The following is a 23,723-nucleotide window of genomic DNA, read 5'->3' as shown; positions in this document are numbered from 1 at the left end:
GGGCGCCCGAGTGCGTGTACTGCTCTATCACCCCTGGGGGCGGTTCGATTCCGCGTGCGGCGCGAGCCACACCGCGCTCGCGCACCGCGACTACTTCCGCGCGCACGGTTGGGACGTTCATTGCGTCACGCAGCAAATCCCCGCTTGGGGTGTCACGGCGCAGGAAGGCGAGCGCACCATCACGCTCGACTGCACGCCGGAATCCGCACACGAACTGGGAACCGCACTTAGCCAGTTGCTCTACGCGAGCGAACGGGCCGCAAATGATCGCGCGTTCCGCGCACTTGCGGCCGAGCCGTGGGACGTGTTCTTCACCACGGACGTGTGCGCGGCCCCGTTCGCTCACGCGCTCCCGCACACCACGCGAAAGGTGCTCGCGGTCGGTGACAGCTACGCGCGCCGAGCGGCCACTTCCGAGCTAGTGCCGCAAGCGGTGCGCGAAGCCGAGTACAAGTTCGCGTTCGGCCGCGTGGAAGCGGAACTGTACCGCCTGTTCACCCACGTCCTGTTCCCCACCGAAGCCGACGCGAACGCGGCCCGCAAGCACGGCGTGAAGTCCGCGCGCCACGTTCCCCTCTGGGTGTGTTCGGCGCACGGGGCACCTTCACAAGCACACGAAGAACACGACATAACCATTTGCGGCAGCGCGTGTAACGGCGATCTCGCGGACCTCGAATGGTTCTACCGACACGTGTACCTGCCCCACCTGCGTGCGTGCGGCGTTCGGCTCACGGTGGCGGGTTCGGTCGCGGACCGGTTCCCGGTGGCCGATCTCCGGGTTACCAAACTCCCTTCAACAACCGGCGCGTACGAGGCGTCGCGCGTGATCGTTGCGCCGGCGCACTCTGCCACGGGGCCATACGTTTCCGCGATGGACGCGATGGCTGCCGGGCGCGCAGTCGTTACCACGCCGCTCGGCCTGCGTACACTCAACGCGACCGGCGACGCGGCCATTTCGATCGATATGCGAACCGACCCGAGTGGCACGGCCGCAGTGATTCGCGAACTGCTCGCGGCCCCCGGTTGGCGGAAGGCCCTGGGCGCGCGGGCGGCCCAAGTCCCCGCGGTCCACTCGCGCGAACGATTCTTTGCCGCGCTCGATGCGGTATGGGGGCTTCACACGTTCGCGCAGCGCCCGTTCGCGAGTGCCGCGTAACGCTCACCGCCGGGAGGTGGGTGCTACAATCACGACGGTTTTTGCCCGCGCATCATCGATTGGACCTGATTCACGATAGCGCGTGTGGGTGCGGTATCCCTCCCAACAGGTGTTCAAACGGCATCGGCCCGGTGGTCGAGCATGCGGTTGACCAACCAGGTAACCGCCCGGACCCGGACGGTATGCCCACCGCGCCGGTGCCGGTTCGCGTGGGCGAGAGCTCGGAACCGGCGAGCATCGGTTCCGAACCCGGCTGGCGGTCGAGTCGGACACCCCGAATAAGTACCCGAGGGCCTCGTTGGTCGGGTACCGGCTGCGCCAGACCACCGCCAGCCGCCGTTGATCCGGGGTGTTCAGATCGAAGTTATCACCCGCGCCCACGGCTCGCTGCCGGCCCCGGGCGCTCAAGCCCTGGCGGTGTGCCGCTTCGATCACCGGAACCACGTCCCGGGCCAGCGCATCGAACACGGTCGCGGTCAACCCGGTTAGGTGTTACCGCTGGTTGTTTCCGCGGGTGGGCCAGATGCGCGATCATTGAGGGCACTCACGAGCGCCGAGATTCACACACTTCGACTACGAACTTGCCGCTATCGTGAGTAACACCCATTCGCCGAGCGAAGGCACCATGCAGGTGACCGGCTCGGGAATACTCCGCACGTCGATACCGAACGGGAAATGACCCCGCTCTTTTGGTGACCTCACGTCACGGCGTCAGGTCGCCATCCAGAGGGAAATCGAAGACGTTGTCGGTCTTGGCCACGACGTCGGCCGTGAGGCGGGACGTTTCCGGCGAGAAGTATTTCTTCGGGATCAGCGGTTTACCCGGCATCCGGAGCGTTTCCGCCGCGGCCTCGGCCTTAGCCAGGTGTTCCGGGAGCGGCGGCGACGGACCGGTCAGCGAGATCGCCACGCGGCACCGACCGACCGGGGCACCGTCACCGTTGCCGTAGGTGGACAGCGTGTAAGCCCCGTTCTCATCAGTCGTTGCCAGCGCCGGGACCGTGCCCGGCGTTTCGGGAATGAAGGACACGGCCGCTTTCGCGACCGGTTTCCCCTTGTACGTAATCGTTCCGCGGGCCTTCGCGACCGGTACGCCGTTCGAGGAGCCGCAGCCAATCAGCAACGCGACCACCAGAGCGGCGCCGACAACCGGCGCGCTACTACGAAGAGAGCCGAAACTCATTGACGGTTCCTTGATAGGGATCAGTAGTCCCCGACGACCTCGCCCCCGGCCCGACTGCCCAGAGCGTTGTAAGTGAACTGGTTAATGGAATCCGGGACGAAACGCACGGAGCCGTCTCCCAGCGTCACCATGATGCCGCCCGTGTGTCGGCTCGCGAACCCGCGGCCCATCCAACTCGACGTGACCCCGCCGCACGCATCGACCGACATCCCGGCCGTCGACTGGCAGACTCGCAGCTTCCAGTTCGGCGGGATGCTCGTGCCGTGAACCGAGCCGGTGCTGCTCATCCAGATGGAACTGTTTGATGAGGTAGACCAGTCGGTGTGCCCGAAGGCGATGGTGTTACTCAGCCCGTCGGTGATGGACGAAAAGTTGATCGCCGGGGTGGTCCCGGTGTAGTCGAAAAGGCCGCGGTGGTTGGCCCCACCTCCGTATCCCTGGCCCGGTTGCGGGCACGCGGAGGTCGGGGTAACGGTGTTGTTGCTCCCGCACCCGCCGCACCCGTAGGTGACCCGCGCCCCGTCTCCGCCGTAGGGGTCGATCGCGGGCGACGCGATGTTGTTGAACCCGTCGCCGTAGCTCCCGACGTAGTTGCTGTGCCAACCGCGGAAGAAGCTCCCGGTCCCGTCCGGGGCACCCGATGTACCCAACTGCGGGCACCCCGCGACGGGCATCGTGCGGTTGTCACTGATGGTCGAGGACCGCGGGTCGCTGGGGCAAAGCAGTACGGGCACTTTGGCTTGCCGGATGACTGCCATCGCCTCGCACGTCACGTTCACGTCGAACCGGATCTGCTTGTACAAGTTGTCCTGCTCGATGTACGGCAGGAGGCGCGGCAGGTGCCCCCAACCCAGGTTGAACCCGTCGATCTTCGGCAGGGCGTTGTAGGAATCGTGGTGATTGTGGAGCGCGAGCCCGAGCTGCTTCAGGTTGTTGGCACACCGGATTCGGGCCGCGGCCTCGCGTACCTTTTGCACGGCCGGGAGCAACAACCCGATGAGGATCGCGATGATCGCAATTACGACCAGGAGTTCAATGAGGGTAAAGCCTTTGCGACGGCGGGACATGTTGGGCCTTGCAAAGTGGGGCGCAGCCGACCGTTCGTGACGGCGGCCAATTGGAATAAAACTTGTTGCCGGGGAGATATGTCGCGAGCGGGCCGTTCGACACCGTTGGGCCGAACGGTCCGATCACGCTCGTGCCAAAGTTATCGAAACGCAAAACGAAGTGCAACACGAAATTTTCACGAATTCATCTTCTTGATTTCACAAATCATATCAATTGCACGCAGGTTTATAAAGAGATTGTCGCCGATACGTCTGCTCCTCACTTGCCCGGAGCCGCGGCGTTCTTTTCCAGCCACTCGATCCCAGATTTGATGTCGTCGTACAGTGGTCCACGCCACCCGTGTCCGCCATCGTAATCGACGAGCTTGACTTTGGCCCCGGCCTTGGTCAAATCCTTTTCCGCTTGCTCGGCCATGCGGTACGGGCACACGCGGTCGTCGGGGGAGTGGTACAGGTAGAACGGCTTCCCCTTCGCGGATTTCAGTTCCGGCAACTGATCCGGCTTGAACACCGACATCGCGATCAGTGACCCTGTTACCTTGGGGCTGGTGAGGGCGACCGAGTAAGCGGCCGGGCCGCTCGACGACCACGACAGCGTGAACACCTTTTGCGGGTCGAGTTTGTGCTTGGCCGCGACGTCGTCGATCACCGCTGTGACGAACGCCTCGGTCGTGAACTTCGAGCCTTCAACGTCTTTCTTGTTCGCCTCGGTTGGCCAGACGATTTGCTGCTTATCGGTCCACTTTACCGCGACGGGCTGGGCGGCCAAGTAACCCTCCGGGATCGCGTTCTGGTAGATGCGCTTGACGAACGGGTGAAAGTCCGCAGAGCCGGGGCCGCCGGGCATAATCACCACGAGTCCGTACCCCTGCTTCGGCGCTTTTGCGTCCTTCGCCGGGCCGATGAGGAAGTACCTCTTCTTCTCGTCCGTACCGACCTTCAGGTCTTCCGAGGGGACGTCTTTAACGTCGTCCTGTGCCCGTACCGAGTTTGGTGCGCCGGCCAACAGCGCACCGACCGCGAGCAGTGTGAAGCGGATCATGAGTACCCCCATAATCGGGAACCGTACCGCGAGCAGTTTACCGGGTAAGTCAAACGGCCGCAAAGCAGATCGCGCCACGCGCAAGGGATCGTGTGCCAACGTCCCAACCGGCTTTGGCGACGTGTGGACGCACGCTAAGATTTGGCGGGGAATGTTGGCTTCAAGCGCTTGATTTGTTAGCGTGTGAGTCGGTGTTACATGCCGCGGTTCGTCGGCAGTGAAAACAGAGTGCGCGGGCCGGATCGCGGATTAGGAGGTGCTTTCATGGTCGCCCAGGACGAACGTCCGTTTCTCGATGCCATTCTCGCGACCCCGGACGACGATACGCCGCGGTTGGTCTTCGCGGACTGGCTCGATGAACGCGGCCAGAACGATGACGCGGCGCGGGCCGCACTCATTCGGGCACAGTGCCAGTTGGAGCACCTCGCGCCCGGGAGCGCTGCGCGGCGGGTGCTCGAACGGGCCGCGAAAGCGATTTTGAAGGAACACGGGGAGCGGTGGGCGCAGGAGCTTGCCGGCGCCAAGATCTGTCGTTCCTGGACGTTCCGGCGCGGGTTCCTGGACGGGGTCAGCATGTCCGCGACCACGTTCGCGCAAAAGGCCGAGCGCCTCTTCGAGATCGCGCCCACGGTTCGCACGGCCACGTTCCCGGACGCATCGAACGAGGTCACCCGGCTCGCGCGGTGCCCGTACCTCGCGCGGCTCGCGTCGGTGGACATCCGTGATATGTGCTCGTGCGGTTACTGCCGGATCGAGAACGACCTCCGCGCGCTGTTCGGCTCGAAGCACACGCAGAGCTTGACCGCGCTCAACATCGCGAGCGACCGAATGGACGCCACGGGTGCGAAGTCACTCGCGGCGTCGGCGGCCCTCGCGCGGCTCACGGTGCTCGACGTTTCTGATAACCCACTGGGCGCGACCGGAGTGCTCGCGCTCGCGAAATCGAAGCACTTGGGGAACCTCAAGTCGCTCCACCTGGCGCGCACCGAACTCGGTTCCGCGGGTGCGGAGGCGCTCGCGAAGGTCAAAAATTTGCCCGCGCTCGAACACCTCTCGCTGTGCGGAAACGCGCTCACTGCGGACGCGGTTCGAGCGCTCGTGGCGGCACCCGTGTTCACGCAAGTGAAGTCGCTCGACCTTTCCCAGAACCCCCTCCGTGCACCCGGCGCGAAGTTACTCGCGGCCGTGCCCGCGGGCGCGAAACTGGAGCACCTCGACGTGAGAAAGTGCCAGATCCCGGAAGGTACGATTCGCACGCTCAAGAAACGGTTCGGGAAAGGGGTAAAGCTCTGAACCTCGCGCGGGCGGTCCGGGATCGTTTGCCCCGAACCGCCCGGCGCACCGCGCCCGGTCACACGCCCTTCGGTACGGCCCAGTGGTTCGGGCGGTACTGTCGCCGGACCAGGGCGTTCGCGTCCGGGCTGTTGGTGACGACCTCTTTCACCGGGTCGAACTCGAGCGTCTTCCGGAGCCGGGTGCTGATGTTCGCGAGGTGGCAGATGCCCGCGGAGACGTGCCCCACGCTCGCCGGGGCCGCGAGCTTCTCGCCCTTCAGACAGGCGTCAATGAAGTTCTGGTGGTGGGCCGACAGGTCGGCGCGGCCCTTCATTTCTTCGAGCGGCTTGTTGCGCTCGCCGAACAGCTTCCAGCCGACCCCGTGGCCGATGATTAGCATGCCCTTCGTGCCGTAGAACGCGCACCCGTTTTCGTAGTCTTCCTGCACGTAGGGCGACCAGATGCGCTGCTCGAAGATGAACTGGCGCGGCTTCGGCCCGCCGTTCCCGGCGTCGTACTCGCACACGACGTACTGCGTGTCGGGCCACTCCTGGTCGTCGTCGAAGAAGAACTTGCCGCCGAGTGCGGCGACCCGGTTCGGGAGCGCGCCGAACTTCATCCCCCACACGCCCACATCGATGTCGTGGACGCCGTCGTTCCCGATGTCGCCGGCCCCGTAGTCGCGGAAGAACCGCCAGGAACCGTGGACGCGGTTGGCGTAGAACGGCGCTTCCGGCACCGGTCCCTGCCACGCCTCGTAGTCGAGGTGCTTGGGCGGCTCGGTCGGCTTCACCTTGCCCAGGCTGCGCCGCAACTGGCTGTTCCACGCCTTTGCGACCAGCACCTCGCCGATCGCGCCGTCGTGGAGGCGCTTCATCGCTTCGGCGCAGGTCGGGGTGCTGCGCGACTGCGTGCCCACCTGAATGTGGACCTTGTTGCGCTGCGCCGCGTCGACGAGGAGCCGGCCCTCGCGCACGTTGTGCGAGCACGGCTTCTCGACGTACACGTGCTTGCCCGCGTCGGCCGCGAGGATCGCGCCGGGTGCGTGCCAGTGGTCTGGGGTGGCGATCCAGACCGCGTTCACGGCCTTGTCCGCGAGGACCGCGCGCAGGTCGCGCTCGGCCTTCACCGCGTGGCCCGCGTCGGTGGCGATCTTGGCCGCGGCCCGCTGCCGGGTATCGTCCACGTCGCACACGTAGGCGATGTTCAGTTGCTTGTGCTTCGCGAGCAGGTTGAGGTGGTGCGTCCCCATCCCGCCGCACCCGATGAGTGCGATGGTGAGTTTGTCGGGGCCGACCTTCCGGGCCGGTTCTTCCGCGGTACCCGTGCCGTTGGCACAAGTTATCGCGACGGCGGAGGATTTGAGAAACGTGCGGCGGGAGTTCATGGCGGGACTCCGAGAGAGAGGGTAAAATTCAAACGGCGGGTTCTAGCAGTCGGGGCAATTGCTCGGGTCGTCGGCTCGTGACCGCCCGAGTTCGCGGGATCGAGGGGCGAACGGGTTTCGCTTCGGGCCGGGCGGAACCGAAACTGTCAGAAACGGGCGCCGCGGTCCCACAACACACAAAGCGATACCATGCTTTACAGCGCCATCTCGTCCAGCAGTACCGGCATCCAGGCCGCGTCCAGTTTCCTCGACGTGACCAGCAACAACGTCGCGAACTCGAACACGCCCGGGTACAAGACGGCGCAGATCACGTTTCAGGATCTCCTTTACGTTGGGCGCCGGCCGGGGCGAGCACGGCGGGAATCACGCCGCCCGGGGCATCCAGATCGGGAACGGCGTCGTGGTCGATTCGGTCACGGGGCAGTTCACTCAGGGCGGGCTGGAGCAGTCGAGGGGCAATTTCGATATCGCGATCAACGGGGAAGGCTTCTTCTCCGTGGTTCTCCCGGACGGGACCACCGGGTACACGCGCGCGGGCGACTTCATCGTCGACAACACCGGTCAGTTGGTCACACCGGACGGGTTCCGGTTAGCGGGTGGCATTTTACTCCCGGCAGGCACCGACTCCATTTCGGTGGCGCCCAACGGGGTTGTGACCGCGGTCAACGAGAACGGCAGCACGCAGGTCGTTGGGCAGCTCACGCTCACGCGGTTCCTCAATCCGGGCGGGCTGCTGCGGCTCGGGGATAACACCTTTACCGCGACCCCCGCGTCCGGGAACGGCGTGACCGACGTCCCGACCACGAACGGGCTGGGCACCCTGACCTCGGGCTCCCTGGAACAGTCGAACGTGGACGTCACCTCGGAACTCGTGAACCTGGTCATCGCCCAGCAAGCGTTCCAGTTCAACACGCAGTCGCTCCAGGTCGAGAGCCAGGTGCTCCAGACGACCGCGGACCTGATCCAGTAGTGTTCAGTAGGACCGGGGCGGTGTGATCGCCGCCCCGCGCAACTTTCACTTCCCCAACTTGTCCAACACGTTTTTGGTGATGCGGACGACGTTCGCGTCGTTCCCGCGCAGCCCGAAACTCCAATCCGTAGTCCCGACGGTCACAACCGTTCCGCCGCGCGTGTAGGTGCCGACGACCGCGTTCCCGGCGCGACCCTTCTGCCACTTCTCGTACCACTCGCAGTCGTCCGGGTGCCAGCGGGCGGGGGCGGTCGCGAGCACCTCGAAGTTCTTCGGCGTGCCGTCGGTGTGAGTGGGGAAGGGGAGCCCGTCCTTCCAAACGAGTTCGCACCCGTCGCACTCGTAGCCCACGACCTTGTACCCGGGCAGCTTCGCGCCGAACGTGTCGCCCCGCTTGAGGTTCGTGCCCGCGAAGAGCCAGTGGTCGGGCCGGTGGGCCGTGAACGCGCCGCTGCCGTCCATGAGTTGGTCGTGACTGCGGTGGTACCCGCCCCAGAGGAACCCGACGCCGGTGAGCTGGTTCTCCGGGCGGTTCACGAGGTAGTGGCTCCAGAGCGACGTGAGCGTTTTGTGGTCGCCCGACTTGTAGACGGGGTCGTCGCCGAACGCCTGCTTCCAGCACGCGAGCGCGCGCCCCTCTTCTTCCGTTCGCACCTGCCAGCAGCACGTGTTCCCACTAAAGAACGCGACGTTCCCGCCGGTGCCGATGAACGCTTCCAGGTTGTCGCGCATCGGCGCGGACCAATATTCATCGTGCCCGACGCTGAGCACGAGCTTGTAGCTCTTGAGCAACTCCGGGTGGAATTCGAGATCGAGGTTCGTGCAGTAGTCGAGCGCGTAGCCGGCTTTCTCGGCCCACTTCCCGAACGGCTCTTCCCACTGCGGGAATTGCGAGTGCTGGGGCCGGTCGAACGACACGCGCCGCCCCTGGACCTTGTGCCGGCCGTGGTAGGAGTAGAGGCTGTAGCCGTTCCAGTTCGTGTATGCGTTATAGGTGTTGGTCGAGAGCTGGATGAGAATGTTCGCGTCGCGCCCCGGGTGCTTCGGTCGGAGGACGAAGAACGCGCTCGCGAGTTCGCCCGCCGGGGCCGCCACGCTCCCGAATGCCACGGAGTAGTAGCCTGTCTTCCAGCCCGCCGTGCGCACGGTCAGGCCGACCGGCCAGCGGCACCCGTGGGACGAGGCGTCCTTGGGGACGTCGTGCGCTCGCGGGTTCTCGACGCACCCGCCCTCGACCTCCTCTTTCGTCGCCCCGTGGCGGTAGACCTTGTACCAGTACCCCCCTTCGGAACACGAGAGCCGCACCTTCACGTCCTCGCCCGCAGCGTAGCTTTGAGGCATCGCGTAGGCTTCGACGAGCGGGCGCTTCGGCGGTTGCGCGGCGCGGGCCTTTCGGGGCAGCGTGTTACCGAGTGCGACCGCGGCGCCGGTTTGCAGCGCGGTCCGACGGGAGACGGGTTCGTTCATGGCAGCGGGTCCAGAGGGCAGCGTGGGAGAACCGCAGTGTACCAATGAGTGTGAACTGCGAGCAAAACGATTCCGGGACCGCGCTCATTTGCCCAGGAAGACGAGTTCCGCCACCACGGTCAGATCCGCGCCGCTGCCGCTCTGAAGGAACCCGGACCCGCGTGCGGTGGCGTCGAGAACGAGGATGTGGTGACTCGATGCCACCGTGCGGTGGTCGGTAGTGGTGGCGTCGCGTGCGCTGGCGAGCTGACCGCCTCCGGCGATTTTGTACGCGCTCACCGCGCCGCTCGCGCTCGACTTGCCCGCGAACGCGGCCTGCTCATCGGACCGCCAGTCCCATCCGGCGGGCACGGTGCTCACGGCGAAGGTCACCGTGCCGTAGCGGTTGGTGGCGACGACGCGGTGACTGCGCACGTACCACCCCGGGGGCGGCGAGTAGACCGCGCGCTGGGACTCGCGCCCGGTCCCGCCGACTGCGAGCGATAAGGACAGTACTGGAAGCGTTTGCGTGGTTCCGATTGCGGGCGCCGGGATGTGCTCATCGACGGGGTTCGCGGTTGCCGCGCCGCCGAGAGAAACGGCTATCGCAACGACCGGGGCGAGCAGCGTTTGTGCCAGGGACATGATCGGTCTCCTTACCGGGACGTGATCCGAACCGCATGACGCTTCGCAACCGCCGCGCCCGCGACTGGGAAAAGCGCCAGAATGTAAGATTGCCAGGGCGAGCGGGTTGCCCGGTTTACCGGGGCGCGTTCCTCTTACGGCACCGCGCACTCGGTTGCGCGATCTCGTGCGCGGTGCCGGGTGCGACTAAACGCCGCGAGCGGTCGGGTACCCCCGGCCGCTCGCGGCGTTTAGTCGCACCGCGGGCTTAGAACTCGGTGAACCCACCATCGTTGTTACCCAGGCGATCGAGTTCGTGGGAGCGCCCGGTCCCGCTAGAATTCGCCTTGTTTAACGCGCGGGTGACCGCAGACCGCGGCTTCGTTGCGGGGGCCTTGGCCCGAGTGGGTTTGGCCCCCGGGCGCGGCGCGGCGCGTTCGTCGCCGAGTTTGAACCGGGCGACGAGGTCACGGAGCTGGCCGGCCTGGTCCGTGAGGGACTCGGCCGTGGCGGACACTTCTTCGGTCTGGGAGGCGTTGCGCTGCGTGACCGAGTCCATTTGGGAGACGGCCTTGTTCACCTGGTCGATGCCCGTGGACTGTTCCTTGCTGGCCGCGGCGATCTCGGTGACGATATCCGTCACGCGCTTCACGCTCGTTACGATGTCACCGAGCGTGGCCCCGGAGCGGTTCACGAGTTCGGTTCCCGCGTCCACCTTCTTGACCGAGTCTTCGATCAGCGCCTTGATTTCCTTCGCTGCGGTCGCGGAGCGCTGAGCGAGGTTCCGAACTTCGGACGCGACGACCGCGAACCCGCGCCCCTGTTCCCCGGCCCGGGCGGCTTCGACCGCGGCGTTCAGAGCGAGCAGGTTCGTCTGGAACGCGATCTCGTCGATCGTCGTGATGATTTCGGAAATTTTCTTCGACGAGTGGTTGATCTCGCTCATCGCGTCGACCGCGTTGCCCACCACTTGGCCCCCGCGCTCGGCGATGTCCTTGGAGTTGCTCGCGAGTTGCCGGGCCTGCTGCGCGCTGTCGGAGTTCTGGCGCACGGTCGCGGTGATCTCTTCGAGGGTGCTGGCCGTTTCTTCGAGGCTCGAGGCCTGCTCTTGGGCGCCCGTCGAGATCTCGTTGCTCGCGGACGCCAGTTGGCCCGAGGCGTCGGCGAGTTGCTCGGACACCTCGCGCACCCCTTCGAGCGCGGTGCGGACCGAGACCACGGCCTTGTTGAGCGCGGCGGCCATCTGGCCCACGGTATCGTTGCCCAGGTCCGGGGCCTCTTGGGTGAAGTCGCCCGCGGCCAGTGCGCTCACCGAGACGGTGATCGCCGCGACCTTGTGCTGCAACTCGGCCGCGTCGTTCTTGACTTTTTGTTCGAGCTTCTTGGCCGCGGTCACGTCGGTGGCGTATTTGACGACCTTGTAGGGCTTGCCGTTGAGGTCCAGGATCGGATTATACGAGGCCTGGATCCAGACCTCCTTGCCGTCCTTACTGGTCCGCTTGAACTCGGTCGTGATCGGTTCGCCCCGGTTCAGCTTCGCCCAAAATTCGCCGTACTCGGGGCCGGCCGCGTACCCCCGGTCCACGAACATGCTGTGGTGCCGGCCCTGGATCTCGGACAGGCCGTAGCCGGTGGTGCGCAGGAAGTTCTCGTTGGCGTTTGTGATGGTCCCGTCCATCTTGAACTCGATCACCACCTGGGACCGGCTGATGGCCGCGATCTGGACCGCGTAGTCCGCGTTCAGCTCGCGCTGCTTACCGACCTGCTGCCAGTCGACCCGGTCCTGGCCCAGCGCGGTTCGGATCCCGCTCGTCGTGGCGTTCAGGGCCGCGGCCATCCGGCCGAGCTCGTCCCGGCTGTGGGCCTCGACCTTCGGGGTCAGGTCGCCGTTCGCGACCGCTTCCAGCACGGCGACCGTCTGAACGAGGGGCCGGGTGATCGCGCGCGCGAGTGCGAGCCCGATAAACATGCTCGCGAGCCCGGCGCACGTCGTGCCCCCGATGAGCGTCTGCTGGGCGGACCGGGCGGCCGCGTTCCCGTCCTCGTTGATGTCCCGGGCCACTTCGGTCACGGTTTGTATGAGCTCGTCGATGGCCGCCGTCGCGGTTTCAAACTTGGGACCGGCGGAGAACATGGCCGCGGTCATCTTTTGTTTGTGGCCCTCGCGCTCCTTGTCGGTGTCGGCGCGCCAGTAATTTTGGAGGGCCTGGGCCGTTTGGTCCGCGGCCTCGAAGTACGCCTTGACGCCGGCGCGGACCTTGTCCAGGTCTTTCCTCTCGTCGCGCCCGCTGTGCGAGACGCGGAGCTCCGTTGCGGCATAGGCGTCCAGGCCGCTCGTGATCTGCTCGCGCAGGCCGCGCTGGGTTCCGAGGATCCGGTCCACCGTCTGTTGGTCGCGCGCGCTCACGGCGAAAACCATGTTGTTCCGGAACCGGGCCAGGTTGACGGACGCTTTGGCCAGGTCCGTGCCCGCGACCGTGTAGTCGGCGTACAGAACCCGCATTCCCTCGCGCGACGTCGAGAGGCCGCGGTACCCGAGCGCGCCGCTCGCCGCGACGATCCCACAAACGGCCGAGAACCCGAGGAGGAGTTTGGCCATTACGGTTTGATTGCGAAACCAGTTCATGACATGGCACTCTGGGAGAGGCGCCGTGTGGGGCGATGAGAGCTGGGCCGCTCACCGGTCACACAGCAAGTGTTGGTGCAGGGGCGGGGAGCCCGATCGGACCATTCAATGTCGGAGGTGGACATGGGTTGGACGTCGGGCGAACAATCCAAGTATGCAATGAGATATCTGTGCCGGCGCCGGAATTTTGAATCGATCTGAGAGAGACGTGAGAGGTGAACTGCTCGCCTCCTGGCGGACCACGAGGCGAGCGGGAACTTTTTAGAACTCGGTGAACCCGTCGTCACCGCCGAGGCGGTCGAGTTCGTGGGCGTGGCCTTTCCCGTTACCGTTGGAGTGCCCGTTGCTCATCGCGCGGGCCACCGCGGGCCGGGGCTTGGACGCCGGGGCCTTCGCGCGAGCGGGGCGGGACGCGGGACGCGGGACGGAGCGCCCGTTCTCACTGAGCTTGAACCGGGCGACGAGGTCGCGGAGCTGTCCGGCCTGGTCCGTCAGCGTTTGGGCCGTGGCCGACATCTCTTCGGTCTGAGAGGCGTTCTTCTGGGTTACCGCGTCCATCTGAGACACGGCCTTATTGACCTGCTCGATCCCCACGGACTGTTCCTTTCCGGCCGCCGCGATCTCCGTGATGATGTCGGTGACGCGCTTCACGCTCGTCACGATCTCGCCCAGCGTCGAGCCGGACTGGTTCACGAGTTCGGTGCCCGCATCGACTTTCTTGACCGAGTCCTCGATCAGCGACTTAATTTCCTTCGCGGACGTGGCCGACCGTTGGGCCAGGTTTCGGACTTCGCTTGCGACCACGGCGAACCCGCGGCCCTGCTCGCCGGCTCGGGCCGCCTCCACTGCGGCGTTGAGGGCGAGCAGGTTGGTCTGGAACGCGATCTCGTCGATCGTCGTGATGATGTCCGCGATCTTCTTCGACGACTGATTGATCTCGCTCATCGCGTCGACCGCGTTGCCCACGACCTGACCGCCCTTCTCAGCGACGTCCCGGGAACTGCTCGCGAGTTGCCGGGCCTGCTGCGCGCTATCGGCGTTCTGGCGCACGGTGGCGGTGATCTCTTCAAGGGTGCTGGCCGTTTCTTCGAGGCTGCTCGCTTGCTCCTGAGCGCCGGTCGAGATTTCCTCGCTGGCCGAGGAGAGTTGGCCCGAGGCGTCGGCGAGCTGCTCGGACACCTCGCGCACCCCTTCGAGTGCGGTGCGGACCGAGACCACGGCCTTGTTGAGCGCGGCGGCCATCTGGCCCACGGTATCGTTGCCCAGGTTCGGTGCCTCTTGGGTGAAGTCGCCCGCGGCCAGTGCGCTCACCGAGACGGTGATCGCCGCGACTTTCTGTTGCAACTCGGCCGCGTCCTCTTTCACCTTCTGTTCCATGTTCTTGGCGGCCGTAACGTCGGAGCCGAACATGACGACCTTGTAGGGTTTGCCGTTGAGGTCCAGGATCGGGTTGTACGAGGCCTGCAACCAGACCTCTTTGCCGCCCTTGCCGATCCGCTTGAAGTCGCCCGCGATGTACTCCCCGCGGTTCAGCCGGCTCCAGAAATCGCGGTGCTCGGAACTCGAAGCGTAGGCCTGGTCCACGAGCGTGCTGTGGTGCCGGCCCTGGATCTCGGAGAGCGAGTACCCCGCGAGCGCGAGGAAGTTATCGTTGGCGCTTACGATGGTCCCGTCGAGCTTGAACTCGATCACCGCCTGGGCGCGCCCGATGGCCATGATCTGGCCGATGTAGTCCGCGTTCTCCGCGCGCTGCTTGCCCACGACCTCCCAGCTCACTTTGTCCTGTTGGAGTGCGGTGTGAATGCCCTGGACGGTCGCGTTGAGGGCGGCGCCCATTTGCCCGAACTCGTCGACCGAGGTCACCGTTGCTTTTTGAGTCAGGTCGCCCGAGGCCACGGCTTGCAGCACTTTCACGGTCGCGTTCAGCGGGTTCACGATCAGGTTGCGGAAGAAGATCCCGAGCCCGACGGCCAAGAGAACCGCGCCCCCGATGACCGCGTACATGGTCGTTTTGGCCGACGCGAACTGCTCCTTGGCTTCCTTGGATTCGCTCTCCGCGATCTCGCCCTGGAGATCGCAGAGGTCGTTCAACAGCGCGCTCAGCTTCGCCGCGTTGGGGCCTGAAGCGAGAGATAACTTCTCGGCCTTTTCGAGGTCGCCGGATTTGAGGGCCGCCATCGTCGCTTCGTGGTCCCGCCGGAACTCTTCCAGGCGCGGCAGGTAGTCGCTCCAGATCTTTTTCTCTTTGTCGGTCATGGGGAACGACTCGTAGCGCTTCTGCGACTCGCGCGCTTTGGTCCAGGCGGTTTCTTGTGCGCCCGCGGCCTGGCTTCGGGTCGCCTCGTCCTTGTTCCCCGCGGCTACGAGCATGGCGCGCTCGGCCCGCTGGACCGCGCTGAACGAGCTCCGCAGGTCGGTGATGGCCCGGACCGACGGGAGCAGGTTCCCGTTCGAGTTCTCCAGAGCGGCGTTGATCTCGGTCATGGACCGGATGCCCCAGAACCCGACCGCGGCGCACGCGACTGCTAGTAGCAAGAATCCCCCGATGAGGCGGGTGCCGATCCCGAGGTCGTTAAACTTGGCCATGAGTTAGTTCCACGTTGAAGAAGACATTAAACGGTACCCTCGGGCCGTACACCGGCCGAGCGGGGAGATAATGGGCGATTCTGTTTCACGGCGCGGTTACGCGAGAGCGGTTGCGCCCACGTCCGACGCGCCGACCAGTTTGTCGATGTTGAGGAGCGAGACGAGGCGCTCGCCGGTGCGCGCGATCCCGTTGAGGAACGAGGTGTCCACGCCCGAACCGAGGTCCGGGGTCGGGACCATCTCGTTCGCGCCGACGTTGAGTACGTCGGACACGGCGTCCACGACCAGGCCCACGATCTTGGTGCCCACGGTGACCACGACGATGACCGTGAACACGGTGTACTCGGCCTCGCGCAGCCCGAGCCGGGCGCGCAGGTCGATGATCGGGACCACGGCCCCGCGCAAGTTCATAACCCCCTTGACTTCTCGGGGGGTGTTGGGCAGCGGGGTGATTTTCGAGTACCCTTTGATTTCCTGCACGCGCAGGATGCCCAGACCGTATTCCTCGTCCCCCAAGCGGAACGTCAGGAACTGGCTCACGTCCGGGGAACCGGTCAGGTCGCTCGTGTTGGCAGTGCTCACAGGATCTCTCAACGGGGGCGCGGGTCTGACGAAACGTAGCGGTGCCACCGGACCGGGCGCGCCTTCCGATCGGCGCACCGTCCCCGTCGTATGCGGACCCGCTACTTATTGCTCTTTATCGAATGACGACGGAGAAAATTTCTACCCGTTCGCTCACTTGGGCCGCACAGGGGCGGGCACCGATCCGGGGGCACCTGGTAGGATCATCGCCATCGGTTCGTGGGGCGGTCGACACTTCTCGTCTCGACGGTTCGCGCCGCGCCCGATTTGGTGCCGCGCGAGTTCTATTGCTGCACCATCAAACACTCGTGCCCGGATTGCCGTGATCCCTTATTTTTTAGGCCCGCGAATAATTTTCTCGAGCGAGGTAAGTGATTGTGGCGTCAGCAATAACGCTCCTATTCGTATATGGCACACTAAAACGCGGCGGGCGCAATTATCCCCGGATCGCGGACCAAGAGTTCGTTGCGGAAGTAGCGACCGCGGCCCGGTATCGAGTGGTCGATCTCGGGCCGTACCCCGGGCTGATTCGCGACGCGGTGAATGGCCTCGCGGTTCACGGGGAACTGTTCGCCGTGGACGCACGCGGGCTCGCGGAACTGGACGAGTTCGAGGACGTGCCGAACTTGTTCGTGCGCGACCTTGTCGAGATCCCCGGGTACGAATCGGTGTGGGCGTACTACACGAACGTCCCCGCTCCCGCGGGCGCGCGAACCGGTGACCGTTGGCCGCTCGCGGGCGGATCGGGTCGAGATTCTTGACAGAATTCATGTGCCTTCGGGATTGAAGACGGGCTTCTTGCGTTCATCCTGTCTATCCTGTTAATCCTGTCGAACGTCTTCTTCGGAGGCCCGGCCATGCGATGCCGCCTGTTCGCCTTCCTGCTGTGTGCCGCGTGTGTACTCGCGTTATCCACTTCGGGCGCTGCGCAGCCCAAGGAGAAATCGAAAGAGAAGGGGAAGCCGAACAAGCTCGCGAAAGAGAGCAGCCCGTACTTACTCCAACACGCTTACAACCCGGTCGAGTGGTACCCGTGGGGGCCGGAAGCGTTCGAGCGCGCGAAGAAAGAGAAGAAACTCATCTTCCTGTCGATCGGCTACAGCGCGTGTCACTGGTGCCACGTGATGGAGCGCGAGTCGTTCTCCAACGCCGAAATCGCGAAGATCCTTAACACGAATTTCGTGTGCATCAAGGTGGACCGCGAGGAGCGCCCGGATGTTGACGAGATCTACATGACCGCGCTGCAAGCGAGCGACCAACAGGGCGGGTGGCCGCTGAGCATGTTCCTCACGCCCGAGGGCAAACCGATCTTCGGCGCGACCTACTTCCCGCCCGAAGACAAGAAGGTCGGTGAGGACACGGTCCCCGGGTTCAAGACGGTGCTGGGTAAGGTCATCGAGTTCGACAAGGATCGCGCTGATCTGGAGGCGCAGGCCGAGCGCATCGCGAAGCGCACGATCGAGATGCTCGACGCGAACAGTCGCATCGTTGCGCTCGTGCCGATCAAGCGCGAACTGGTGACCGGTGGGGTGGATGCGTTCGACATCGACCCGGAGCACGGCGGCACCGGGAACAAGCGGCGCGACTTCCGCGGTACGAAGTTCCCGCGCCCGCCCGTGTGGGGGTTCCTGCTCGCCCAGAGCAAAAAGCCGGGTAACGAGCGGCTCGCGAAGCTGACCACCACCACGCTCGCGAAGATGCTCGAAGGGGGCATCTACGACCACCTCGGGGGCGGGTTCCACCGCTACAGCACCGAGCGCACGTGGACCGTACCGCACTTCGAGAAGATGCTCTACGACAACGGGCAGTTGGTCGAACTGTACAGCGAGGCCCACGCGCTCGACCCGCGCCCGGAGTACAAGCGCGTGGTGGCCGAGACGCTCGGGTTCATCAAGCGCGAGATGACGGCGCCGGAGCGGGGCTTCTACTCCGCTCTCGACGCGGACAGCAACGAGAAGGAAGGCGAGTTCTACGTCTGGACCGCGGACGAGATCAAGAAGGTTCTCGGTGCCGAGGCCGATGTCGCGTTGTTCAAGGCCGTGTACGGCGTCACGAGCCCGAACTTCGAGGAGAAGTTCCACATCCTGCGGTTGCCGAAAGCGTTCTCGGAGATCGCGAAGGAACAGAAGCTGACCGAAGCGGAACTGTTCGCCAAACTCGAACTATTGAAGAAGAAACTGTTCGACGTGCGCGCGAAGCGCGAGCGTCCGTTCCTCGACACGAAGATCATCACGGCTTGGAACGGGCAAATGATTGCCGGGTACGCGAAGGCCGGGGAGATCTTCAAAGAGAAGGCGTACACGCAAACGGCGGCGGACGCGGCGACCTTCGTTCTCACGCGGATGCGCGACAAGGACGGGCGCCTGTTCCGCATCTTCGCCGCGGCGCCGGGCGAGAAGCCGACCCCGAAGGGCGCCGCGTTCATTGACGACTACGCCTATTTGATTCACGGCTTACTGAACCTGCACGACGCGACCGGTGAACAGAAGTGGCTCGACGCGGCGAAGCAGCTCACCGACCTCGCGGTGAAGCACTACGGCGACGCGGTCGGCGGCGGGTTCTTCTTCGCCGCGGCGGATAGCGAGAAGCTCTTCGCGCGATCGAAGGACAGTTACGACGGCGTGCAGCCGTCGGGCAACTCGCAGATGGCCCGCAACCTGCTTCGGCTCGGGGTGAAGCTGAAGGACGACAGCTACCGTGATCGCGGGATTCGCACGGTCAAATCGTTCTCGCTGGCGCTGAGCACCAACCCCACGAGCATGCCACTCATGCTCCGCACGCTCGACGAGTTGCTCGATGCGGCCGGCGAACCCGATAAGGCCACGCAGAAGGACAACCCGAAGCCGAAGAAGCCGAAGGAATCGGCCGACGTCGTAACACCCAAGCTCACGCTCGCCGCACCGAAGGACGGGAAGCGAGCGTTTACACTCGCCTTGACCGTCGAGGCCCCGTGGCACCTGTACGCGAACCCGGTCGGTTCGGAGATGCTGACCGAATCTCAGACCGAACTGACCGTGTATGTCGGCGGTAAGAAGGTCGAGGCCAAAGTGGAGTACCCGAAGGGGAAAGAGCTGACCGATTCGACCGGCTCGAAATACCTCGTGTACGAGGGCACGGCGACGATTCGGGGAACGTTTGCTGCCGGGGAAGGAGAAGTCGAGGTTCGGGTGAAACTGAACGCCTGCAAAGAGGGATTGTGCCTCCCCCCAAGCGAATTGAAGTTGAAGTGAGGGGCGCGGTTAGCACGTGTGGTCCGTTGCTACCCACCGCCCTTGCGGGCGGGGTTCACGGTTGCTTGGCGAACCCGCCCGCAAGGGCGGTGGGTAGCGGTGAGTGGGTAGCTCGTGTGGGGCAATCGTCGGCCCTATTTCTGTCGTTCGCGGATGTCTGCGGCCGCGAACGTGTGCCCGGTGTGGCACCCGGTGCAGTAGTGGTAGCCGTTCGCGCGGATGCCGCTGTAATGGTCGCCAGCGATGGCGTAGAACGTGGGGGCGCGACCGTTCGCGCTCTTCGTTGGCGCGGTCCATTTCGCAACTTTGCCGTCCGCGTTCAGCCCGACCACGACGGTCGGGGTCGAGGGATCGGCCGGAACCCAGGTGTATAACTTCCCCTCGTCGTTGAGCGGCGCGACCGTCAATTTCTCCCACGAGCCGGTGATTCGCGGTTGGGCCGGGTCGTCGAACCGGTCCCGGTACGACGCATAGAACGCGACCGAACGCACATCGGGCGGCGGTAAGATGGCCGGGGCCCGGTAGCCCGTCGGTTTGTTGGTCGCACGCGGGTCCGGGATCGGCGAGCGAATCGGGTCCGGCGCGTCCGGCGGATCGATGTACATGGCGTCGAGGACCGAGGCGTTCTCGATGTATCCGCTCGGCCCGGTGTGTTCCCGCCCGTCGACGAGCTTGAGTTTCGCGGGGCGGGCGAACCCGGTCGCGGCCGGTTCCGCGCGAACGACCGGTTCGGGCGTCAGCGCTCGTGCATAAACGGCGACCGGTTCGGCGTCCGCGAGCGCGGGGTCGTCGAATACGAGTTCCGGGATTGGTGGGGCGCCGGTCCAGTCGTCCGAAGCGGTGTAGAGTCCGAAGGCACTCGGAAGCGCTTCGACCGGGGACGCGGCGAAGAGGACCGCCCCACCGGGGCACGCGGATGGGCACCCGGCGGACAACTCGCGCCCGTCCGCGTCGCGTGTGGGGCCGAACGAGAGTTCGCCGCCCGTGCTCGGCATTTCCGCGCTCGCACTGAGCGAACTCGGAGCCGAGCGGAGGTGCCCCCAATCGGCCTGAGCGACGCGCAGGCGCCCGGCAGAGGCTTCTGTCATGAACACGATGCGCCCGTTAAAGAGCGGGCGCGGGCGCCAGACCGGTTCCGGGCACTTGACCGCGTAGCCGAAATCGGCCCCGTTGGGCGTGACCCGCGCGGCCATCCAGTGGTCCGGGGGCCGCGTCGCGAACGTACCCCCCGTAGATACCGGGCGCACGTCCGAGAGGTCCGCCGTCACCACTTCCCGGTTCCGGCTCCACAAGCTGAACACGATCATGTCCTGGGAGACGAGGACCGGCCAGCGGTCGTTGTTGCGGTTCGCGGACCGCAGGGTCGGTGTTCCACCGACCGGCATCACCCAGATTTGTGTGGAGCGCCGGGTGTGATCGCGCCCCAAGTCCGGCACTCGGCTCGACGCGAACGCGATCCCGGCGGGTCCGAGGTCGGTCGGGTCCACGTCATCGAAGTCGAGGTGTTTGCGTTCGGCGTCCGGGATTCGCGCGCCGTCGAGCGCGAATCGTAGTGGAGGAAGGGAGGGGCACCCGGGATCGTCCGGTCCGCCGGTCAGCGGTTTGAGGTCACTTCCGTCGGTATTGACCTGATAGATCCGCCAGCGCCCCGCATCGGGGGACGCCTTCCGCCCGGCAAACAGGATTCGCGTGCCGTCGAGCGTAACGGACGGGCTCATCACGTCGATTAGCGTGCCGCCGTCCGGGAGCACGCGGCCCCACGTCAACTCGTACACTTTGCCGTTCGTGTCGAGTAACCGCAGGCGCCCTTCTTGTGCTGTCCACGGGATCGTTCCCGGGTACGTGAAGCCCTCGGCTTCCGGGGCCGCGGCCTTAAAACTTGCCGGCTCGGACCGGGACGTAAAGACGATCGGCACCGGCGGATTGGCACGAACGAACGGGCGCAAGTCGGTAGCTTCGGGCAGTGCGTACCGGGTGCCCTTCGCGAACAGGAAGTACCATGCGCTTCCGCCGATCGCGAGCAACCCGAGGACGGGGAGGGCGAACTTCCAATTCGCGAATCGACGCATGGGGCACCGGTTCGATGAGCACACGGAGGTGATTGACGGGTGGCGCCGTTGGTCGCGGTGCCACGATTTCTACAGCCGGTACCACCGCGGGCTGCGATTTGTTGAGATGCGCTTCGGTCTTAATTTCGTGGCACAGGCCTCTGGCCTGTGGAATCACTCACACAGGCCAGAGGCCTGTGCCACGAAATTAAGACGAGCGACAGGAGGACGTTAGTAGTCGCCGAGAACTTCACCCCCGGCGCGGGTGCCCAGGCCGCTGTACGTGGCCGGGTCGATGCCGTCGCGGATGAACCGGACGGACCCGTCGCCCAGCATGAAGTTGGCCCCGCCGGTGTGGCGGCTGCCGAAGCTGGCGATGTAGGCTTCCAGGTCGGCGGTCGGGTCCGAGATGGTCTTCTTCGGGTAGTTGAGTTTCACGCCGGTCGAGCCGAACGCTTCGTTGAACCCGTAGTCGCAGTCGATGCTGTCGGAGCCGAACTGCCAGCACGCCTTACGGCGCGCGGCGCCCTGGAGGTCGAGTTCCGCGTCGGTGTACGAGGTCTTGAGCGCGTACTCTTCTTCGCCCACGAAGACCGTGTTCGAGAGGCCGTCGGTGAAGTCCCGCATCCGCAGGCGCCCGCCCCACGTCGTCCGGCGGATGCTTTGGAACGCGCCGTCGAGGTTCTGAACGTCGGTGTGGACGTAAAGCTGCGTCCGCGTGCCGGACCCGCACACCGCGTAGCTGATCGGGGTGCGCTTGGCGACGAACCAGTTCTCGTAGCTCGGGCTGAACGAGTGCTCGGGGATCGTGGACGACGGGCACCGGAGCCCGGGGATCAGCAGCTCGCACGCCGCGATGTTGCGCTCGTTGATGCTCGCGCCGGTGATCGAGGCGTTCGCGAGGGCCGCCCGGACCCGCCGCCGACGGCCCAGTTCCCGTTCGAGCCCGACGGCCCGACGAGCCCGTCGTCGTTGTGCCCGCTCTCCGGGACCACCCAGATCGCCTGGTAGACGGCCGTTTGTTCGAGGTACGGCATGAGCCACGCCGACCACATGGCCCCGTTGTCCAGGGCGCCGGGCGGGAACCGCTCTTCGGTCGTGTGGATGTTGTGGAACGCCAGCCCGATCTGCTTCAGGTTGTTCGTGCACTTCATGCGGGCCGCGGCCTCGCGGACCTTTTGCACGGCCGGGAGCAACAGACCGATGAGGATCGCAATGATCGCGATCACGACCAACAGTTCGATCAGGGTGAAACCGGTGCGACGCGGAGTTGACATTGGCTCACCAATCATGGGGTGGGAAAAAGGAACGACAACGACACAGTGCGGGTTGTGGCAGCGGTGGGACGGTCGGGAGCGGGGTCACTTCTTCGCTTTGACTTCCAGCGTGAACGTCGCCGAATCGTGGGTGACGTTGATCGAAAGTGGGGTGTTGTTGCGGTCGCGGTAGGGCGCGGGGATGGACTCTTTGGCGGGCGTTTCCATCGACGCTTCGGACTTCTTCCCGCTCACCTGGGCGGGTTTGCCGTGGCGATCGAGGAACCGGGACACGGTGACCTTGTACTCACCGGGCGCGAAGCCGGTGCCGGTTTTGGCGTCCCCGCTCACGAAGTTACCCTTGTCGTCCGTGAACACCGTCCCGGCGCCCTCGCCGTTGGGGTCGCCGGGCCAGAACGTGAGCGTGGCCAGCGACCCCGGCTCGCCGTCGACCGTCAACGCGCCGGTAATGGGGATTTTGTTCGACCGGGACGAGCACCCGGCCAGCACGATCAGGCACGCGGCGAAAATCGCACCTGCCAGTGAGCGATAATAGAGACAGGACATGGAACAGATCCCCCGTCGGGCCGACGAAGCGTTGCGCGGAAAAATCCGCGAACATTACGGTAACGGTGGGGTGGCCTGTGAAGATGAAGACCGGGCGAATATTGTATCAGAATTTGAATGTGTGCGATACAGTTTGTGTGATTCAGTTTGTACTGCGCAAGTCACGTCCTGGTAGGGAAACTGGCCTTTAGTCTGATAACGTTCAGACGTGGACGCCCACGTCTGAAATTGGGCCGTTTTGAGTCGCGCCAAAAGACCGTAACTGATGGCTTAATCAGTACGTTGCGGTTCTCTTCACACTCCGCAGGTGGAAACCTGGATTTTTTGTCGTGTACTGCCTATAATCTGGTTGACGTCGCACGCGAATAGCGTAGACTGCCGGTAAGTTGGGAGCCCGCACTTTACTAGCGTGGTTAGCCGAGAAGAATTACGGCTCATAACGCGTCTTGACTTCCCCCCCTGTTATTTGGCACTGTAGGTCACCTCGCCCGATGTTTTGGACGAAATGCTAAAACTGGACGATCGGCGATCGAACTGCAAATATAGTGCTCGCCCCGTGTGGGGAAGTCTGTGCGAATCCTCTACCCGAGTTTTTGTTGAGTAGCGTTACGGGGAAGTGGTCCCGCGTAACTCGTTTTTGGTGGCACCCGTGCCACGTCTGACCGGGAGGCGGTTGAC

The 23,723-nt window shown here is 64.9% G+C and carries 17 protein-coding genes and 2 pseudogenes; 6 read left to right on the top strand and 13 right to left on the bottom strand.

From position 1 onward, the window contains the following. Positions 1 to 10: 10 nt before the first annotated feature. On the top strand, positions 11 to 1,156 hold the full coding sequence (locus VT84_RS26870; RefSeq protein ID WP_052562009.1) for a glycosyltransferase: 1,146 nt from the start codon (positions 11 to 13) through the stop codon (positions 1,154 to 1,156). 703 nt (positions 1,157 to 1,859) lie between these two features. Here VT84_RS26870 and VT84_RS26865 read toward each other — a convergent pair. The 3 genes from VT84_RS26865 to VT84_RS26855 all read right to left on the bottom strand — a co-directional run bounded on the left by VT84_RS26865 (position 1,860) and on the right by VT84_RS26855 (position 4,448). Next, positions 1,860 to 2,339 carry a carboxypeptidase-like regulatory domain-containing protein gene (locus VT84_RS26865; RefSeq protein ID WP_082841670.1) on the bottom strand — a complete coding sequence of 160 codons (480 nt, stop codon included), beginning with the start codon at positions 2,337 to 2,339 and terminating at the stop codon, positions 1,860 to 1,862. Between the two features lie 20 nt (positions 2,340 to 2,359). Continuing rightward, positions 2,360 to 3,406 carry a DUF1559 domain-containing protein gene (locus VT84_RS26860; protein WP_082843422.1) on the bottom strand — a complete coding sequence of 349 codons (1,047 nt, stop codon included), beginning with the start codon at positions 3,404 to 3,406 and terminating at the stop codon, positions 2,360 to 2,362. A gap of 259 nt (positions 3,407 to 3,665) precedes the next feature. Continuing rightward, a complete protein-coding gene (locus VT84_RS26855) occupies positions 3,666 to 4,448 on the bottom strand; it encodes an alpha/beta hydrolase (protein WP_157469853.1) in 783 nt (260 codons plus the stop codon). A 264-nt stretch (positions 4,449 to 4,712) separates the two neighbouring features. On the opposite strand from VT84_RS26855, the gene VT84_RS26850 reads away from it, so the two are divergent. Next, a complete protein-coding gene (locus VT84_RS26850; RefSeq protein WP_162271860.1) occupies positions 4,713 to 5,741 on the top strand; it encodes a TIGR02996 domain-containing protein in 1,029 nt (342 codons plus the stop codon). Between the two features lie 58 nt (positions 5,742 to 5,799). On the opposite strand, the gene VT84_RS26845 is transcribed toward VT84_RS26850, so the two are convergent. Next, a complete protein-coding gene (locus tag VT84_RS26845; RefSeq protein ID WP_082841667.1) occupies positions 5,800 to 7,110 on the bottom strand; it encodes a Gfo/Idh/MocA family protein in 1,311 nt (436 codons plus the stop codon). Between the two features lie 189 nt (positions 7,111 to 7,299). On the opposite strand from VT84_RS26845, the pseudogene VT84_RS42440 reads away from it, so the two are divergent. Beyond that, positions 7,300 to 7,368: pseudogene (locus VT84_RS42440) on the top strand (hypothetical protein); the annotation flags it as partial. Between the two features lie 73 nt (positions 7,369 to 7,441). Next, positions 7,442 to 8,080, top strand: a complete 639-nt coding sequence (locus tag VT84_RS26835) for a flagellar hook-basal body protein (RefSeq protein WP_082841666.1) — start codon at positions 7,442 to 7,444, stop codon at positions 8,078 to 8,080. Between the two features lie 45 nt (positions 8,081 to 8,125). Here VT84_RS26835 and VT84_RS26830 read toward each other — a convergent pair whose 3' ends face one another. The 5 genes from VT84_RS26830 to VT84_RS26810 form a co-directional block, all read right to left on the bottom strand. Beyond that, positions 8,126 to 9,547: a N,N-dimethylformamidase beta subunit family domain-containing protein gene (locus VT84_RS26830; RefSeq protein WP_082841665.1), complete on the bottom strand. Its 1,422-nt coding sequence runs from the start codon at positions 9,545 to 9,547 to the stop codon at positions 8,126 to 8,128. A gap of 84 nt (positions 9,548 to 9,631) precedes the next feature. Next, positions 9,632 to 10,171 (bottom strand): hypothetical protein, encoded by a 540-nt coding sequence (locus VT84_RS26825; RefSeq protein ID WP_082841664.1) that lies wholly within the window; start codon positions 10,169 to 10,171, stop codon positions 9,632 to 9,634. 247 nt (positions 10,172 to 10,418) lie between these two features. Next, positions 10,419 to 12,776, bottom strand: a complete 2,358-nt coding sequence (locus VT84_RS26820) for a methyl-accepting chemotaxis protein (RefSeq protein WP_082841663.1) — start codon at positions 12,774 to 12,776, stop codon at positions 10,419 to 10,421. Between the two features lie 261 nt (positions 12,777 to 13,037). Next, positions 13,038 to 15,362, bottom strand: coding sequence for a methyl-accepting chemotaxis protein (locus VT84_RS26815; RefSeq protein ID WP_082841662.1), 2,325 nt, complete (start codon positions 15,360 to 15,362; stop codon positions 13,038 to 13,040). Positions 15,363 to 15,458: 96 nt separating this feature from the next. Further along, positions 15,459 to 15,944, bottom strand: coding sequence for a chemotaxis protein CheW (locus tag VT84_RS26810; protein ID WP_052561990.1), 486 nt, complete (start codon positions 15,942 to 15,944; stop codon positions 15,459 to 15,461). A 377-nt stretch (positions 15,945 to 16,321) separates the two neighbouring features. Here VT84_RS26810 and VT84_RS26805 point away from each other — a divergent pair, with 377 nt between their 5' ends. Together VT84_RS26805 and VT84_RS26800 are read left to right on the top strand one after the other, a co-directional pair. Further along, on the top strand, positions 16,322 to 16,705 hold the full coding sequence (locus VT84_RS26805; RefSeq protein ID WP_162271859.1) for a gamma-glutamylcyclotransferase: 384 nt from the start codon (positions 16,322 to 16,324) through the stop codon (positions 16,703 to 16,705). Positions 16,706 to 16,801: 96 nt separating this feature from the next. Then, positions 16,802 to 19,174 (top strand): DUF255 domain-containing protein, encoded by a 2,373-nt coding sequence (locus VT84_RS26800; RefSeq protein WP_082841660.1) that lies wholly within the window; start codon positions 16,802 to 16,804, stop codon positions 19,172 to 19,174. A 134-nt stretch (positions 19,175 to 19,308) separates the two neighbouring features. Here the strand turns inward: VT84_RS26800 and VT84_RS26795 are convergent, their stop codons facing one another. The 4 genes and pseudogenes from VT84_RS26795 to VT84_RS26780 form a co-directional block, all read right to left on the bottom strand. Then, positions 19,309 to 21,243 carry a hypothetical protein gene (locus VT84_RS26795; RefSeq protein ID WP_082841659.1) on the bottom strand — a complete coding sequence of 645 codons (1,935 nt, stop codon included), beginning with the start codon at positions 21,241 to 21,243 and terminating at the stop codon, positions 19,309 to 19,311. Positions 21,244 to 21,453: 210 nt separating this feature from the next. After that, positions 21,454 to 22,266 (bottom strand): DUF1559 domain-containing protein, encoded by an 813-nt coding sequence (locus tag VT84_RS41265; RefSeq protein WP_082841658.1) that lies wholly within the window; start codon positions 22,264 to 22,266, stop codon positions 21,454 to 21,456. Further along, positions 22,221 to 22,499 (bottom strand): annotated as a pseudogene (locus tag VT84_RS41260) (DUF1559 domain-containing protein); the annotation flags it as partial. The pseudogene VT84_RS41260 and the gene VT84_RS41265, both read right to left, overlap by 46 nt. Before the next feature lie 84 nt (positions 22,500 to 22,583). Continuing rightward, entirely contained in the window at positions 22,584 to 23,045 is a 462-nt protein-coding gene (locus tag VT84_RS26780; RefSeq protein ID WP_052561981.1) for a hypothetical protein, read from the bottom strand. Between the last annotated feature and the right edge of the window lie 678 nt (positions 23,046 to 23,723).

Origin of the sequence: Gemmata sp. SH-PL17 (assembly GCF_001610855.1) — a bacterium.
Lineage (GTDB): Bacteria > Planctomycetota > Planctomycetia > Gemmatales > Gemmataceae > Gemmata > Gemmata massiliana.
The sequence above is the reverse complement of the archived record's forward strand: the minus strand, read 5'-3'. Positions and strand labels throughout refer to the sequence as shown.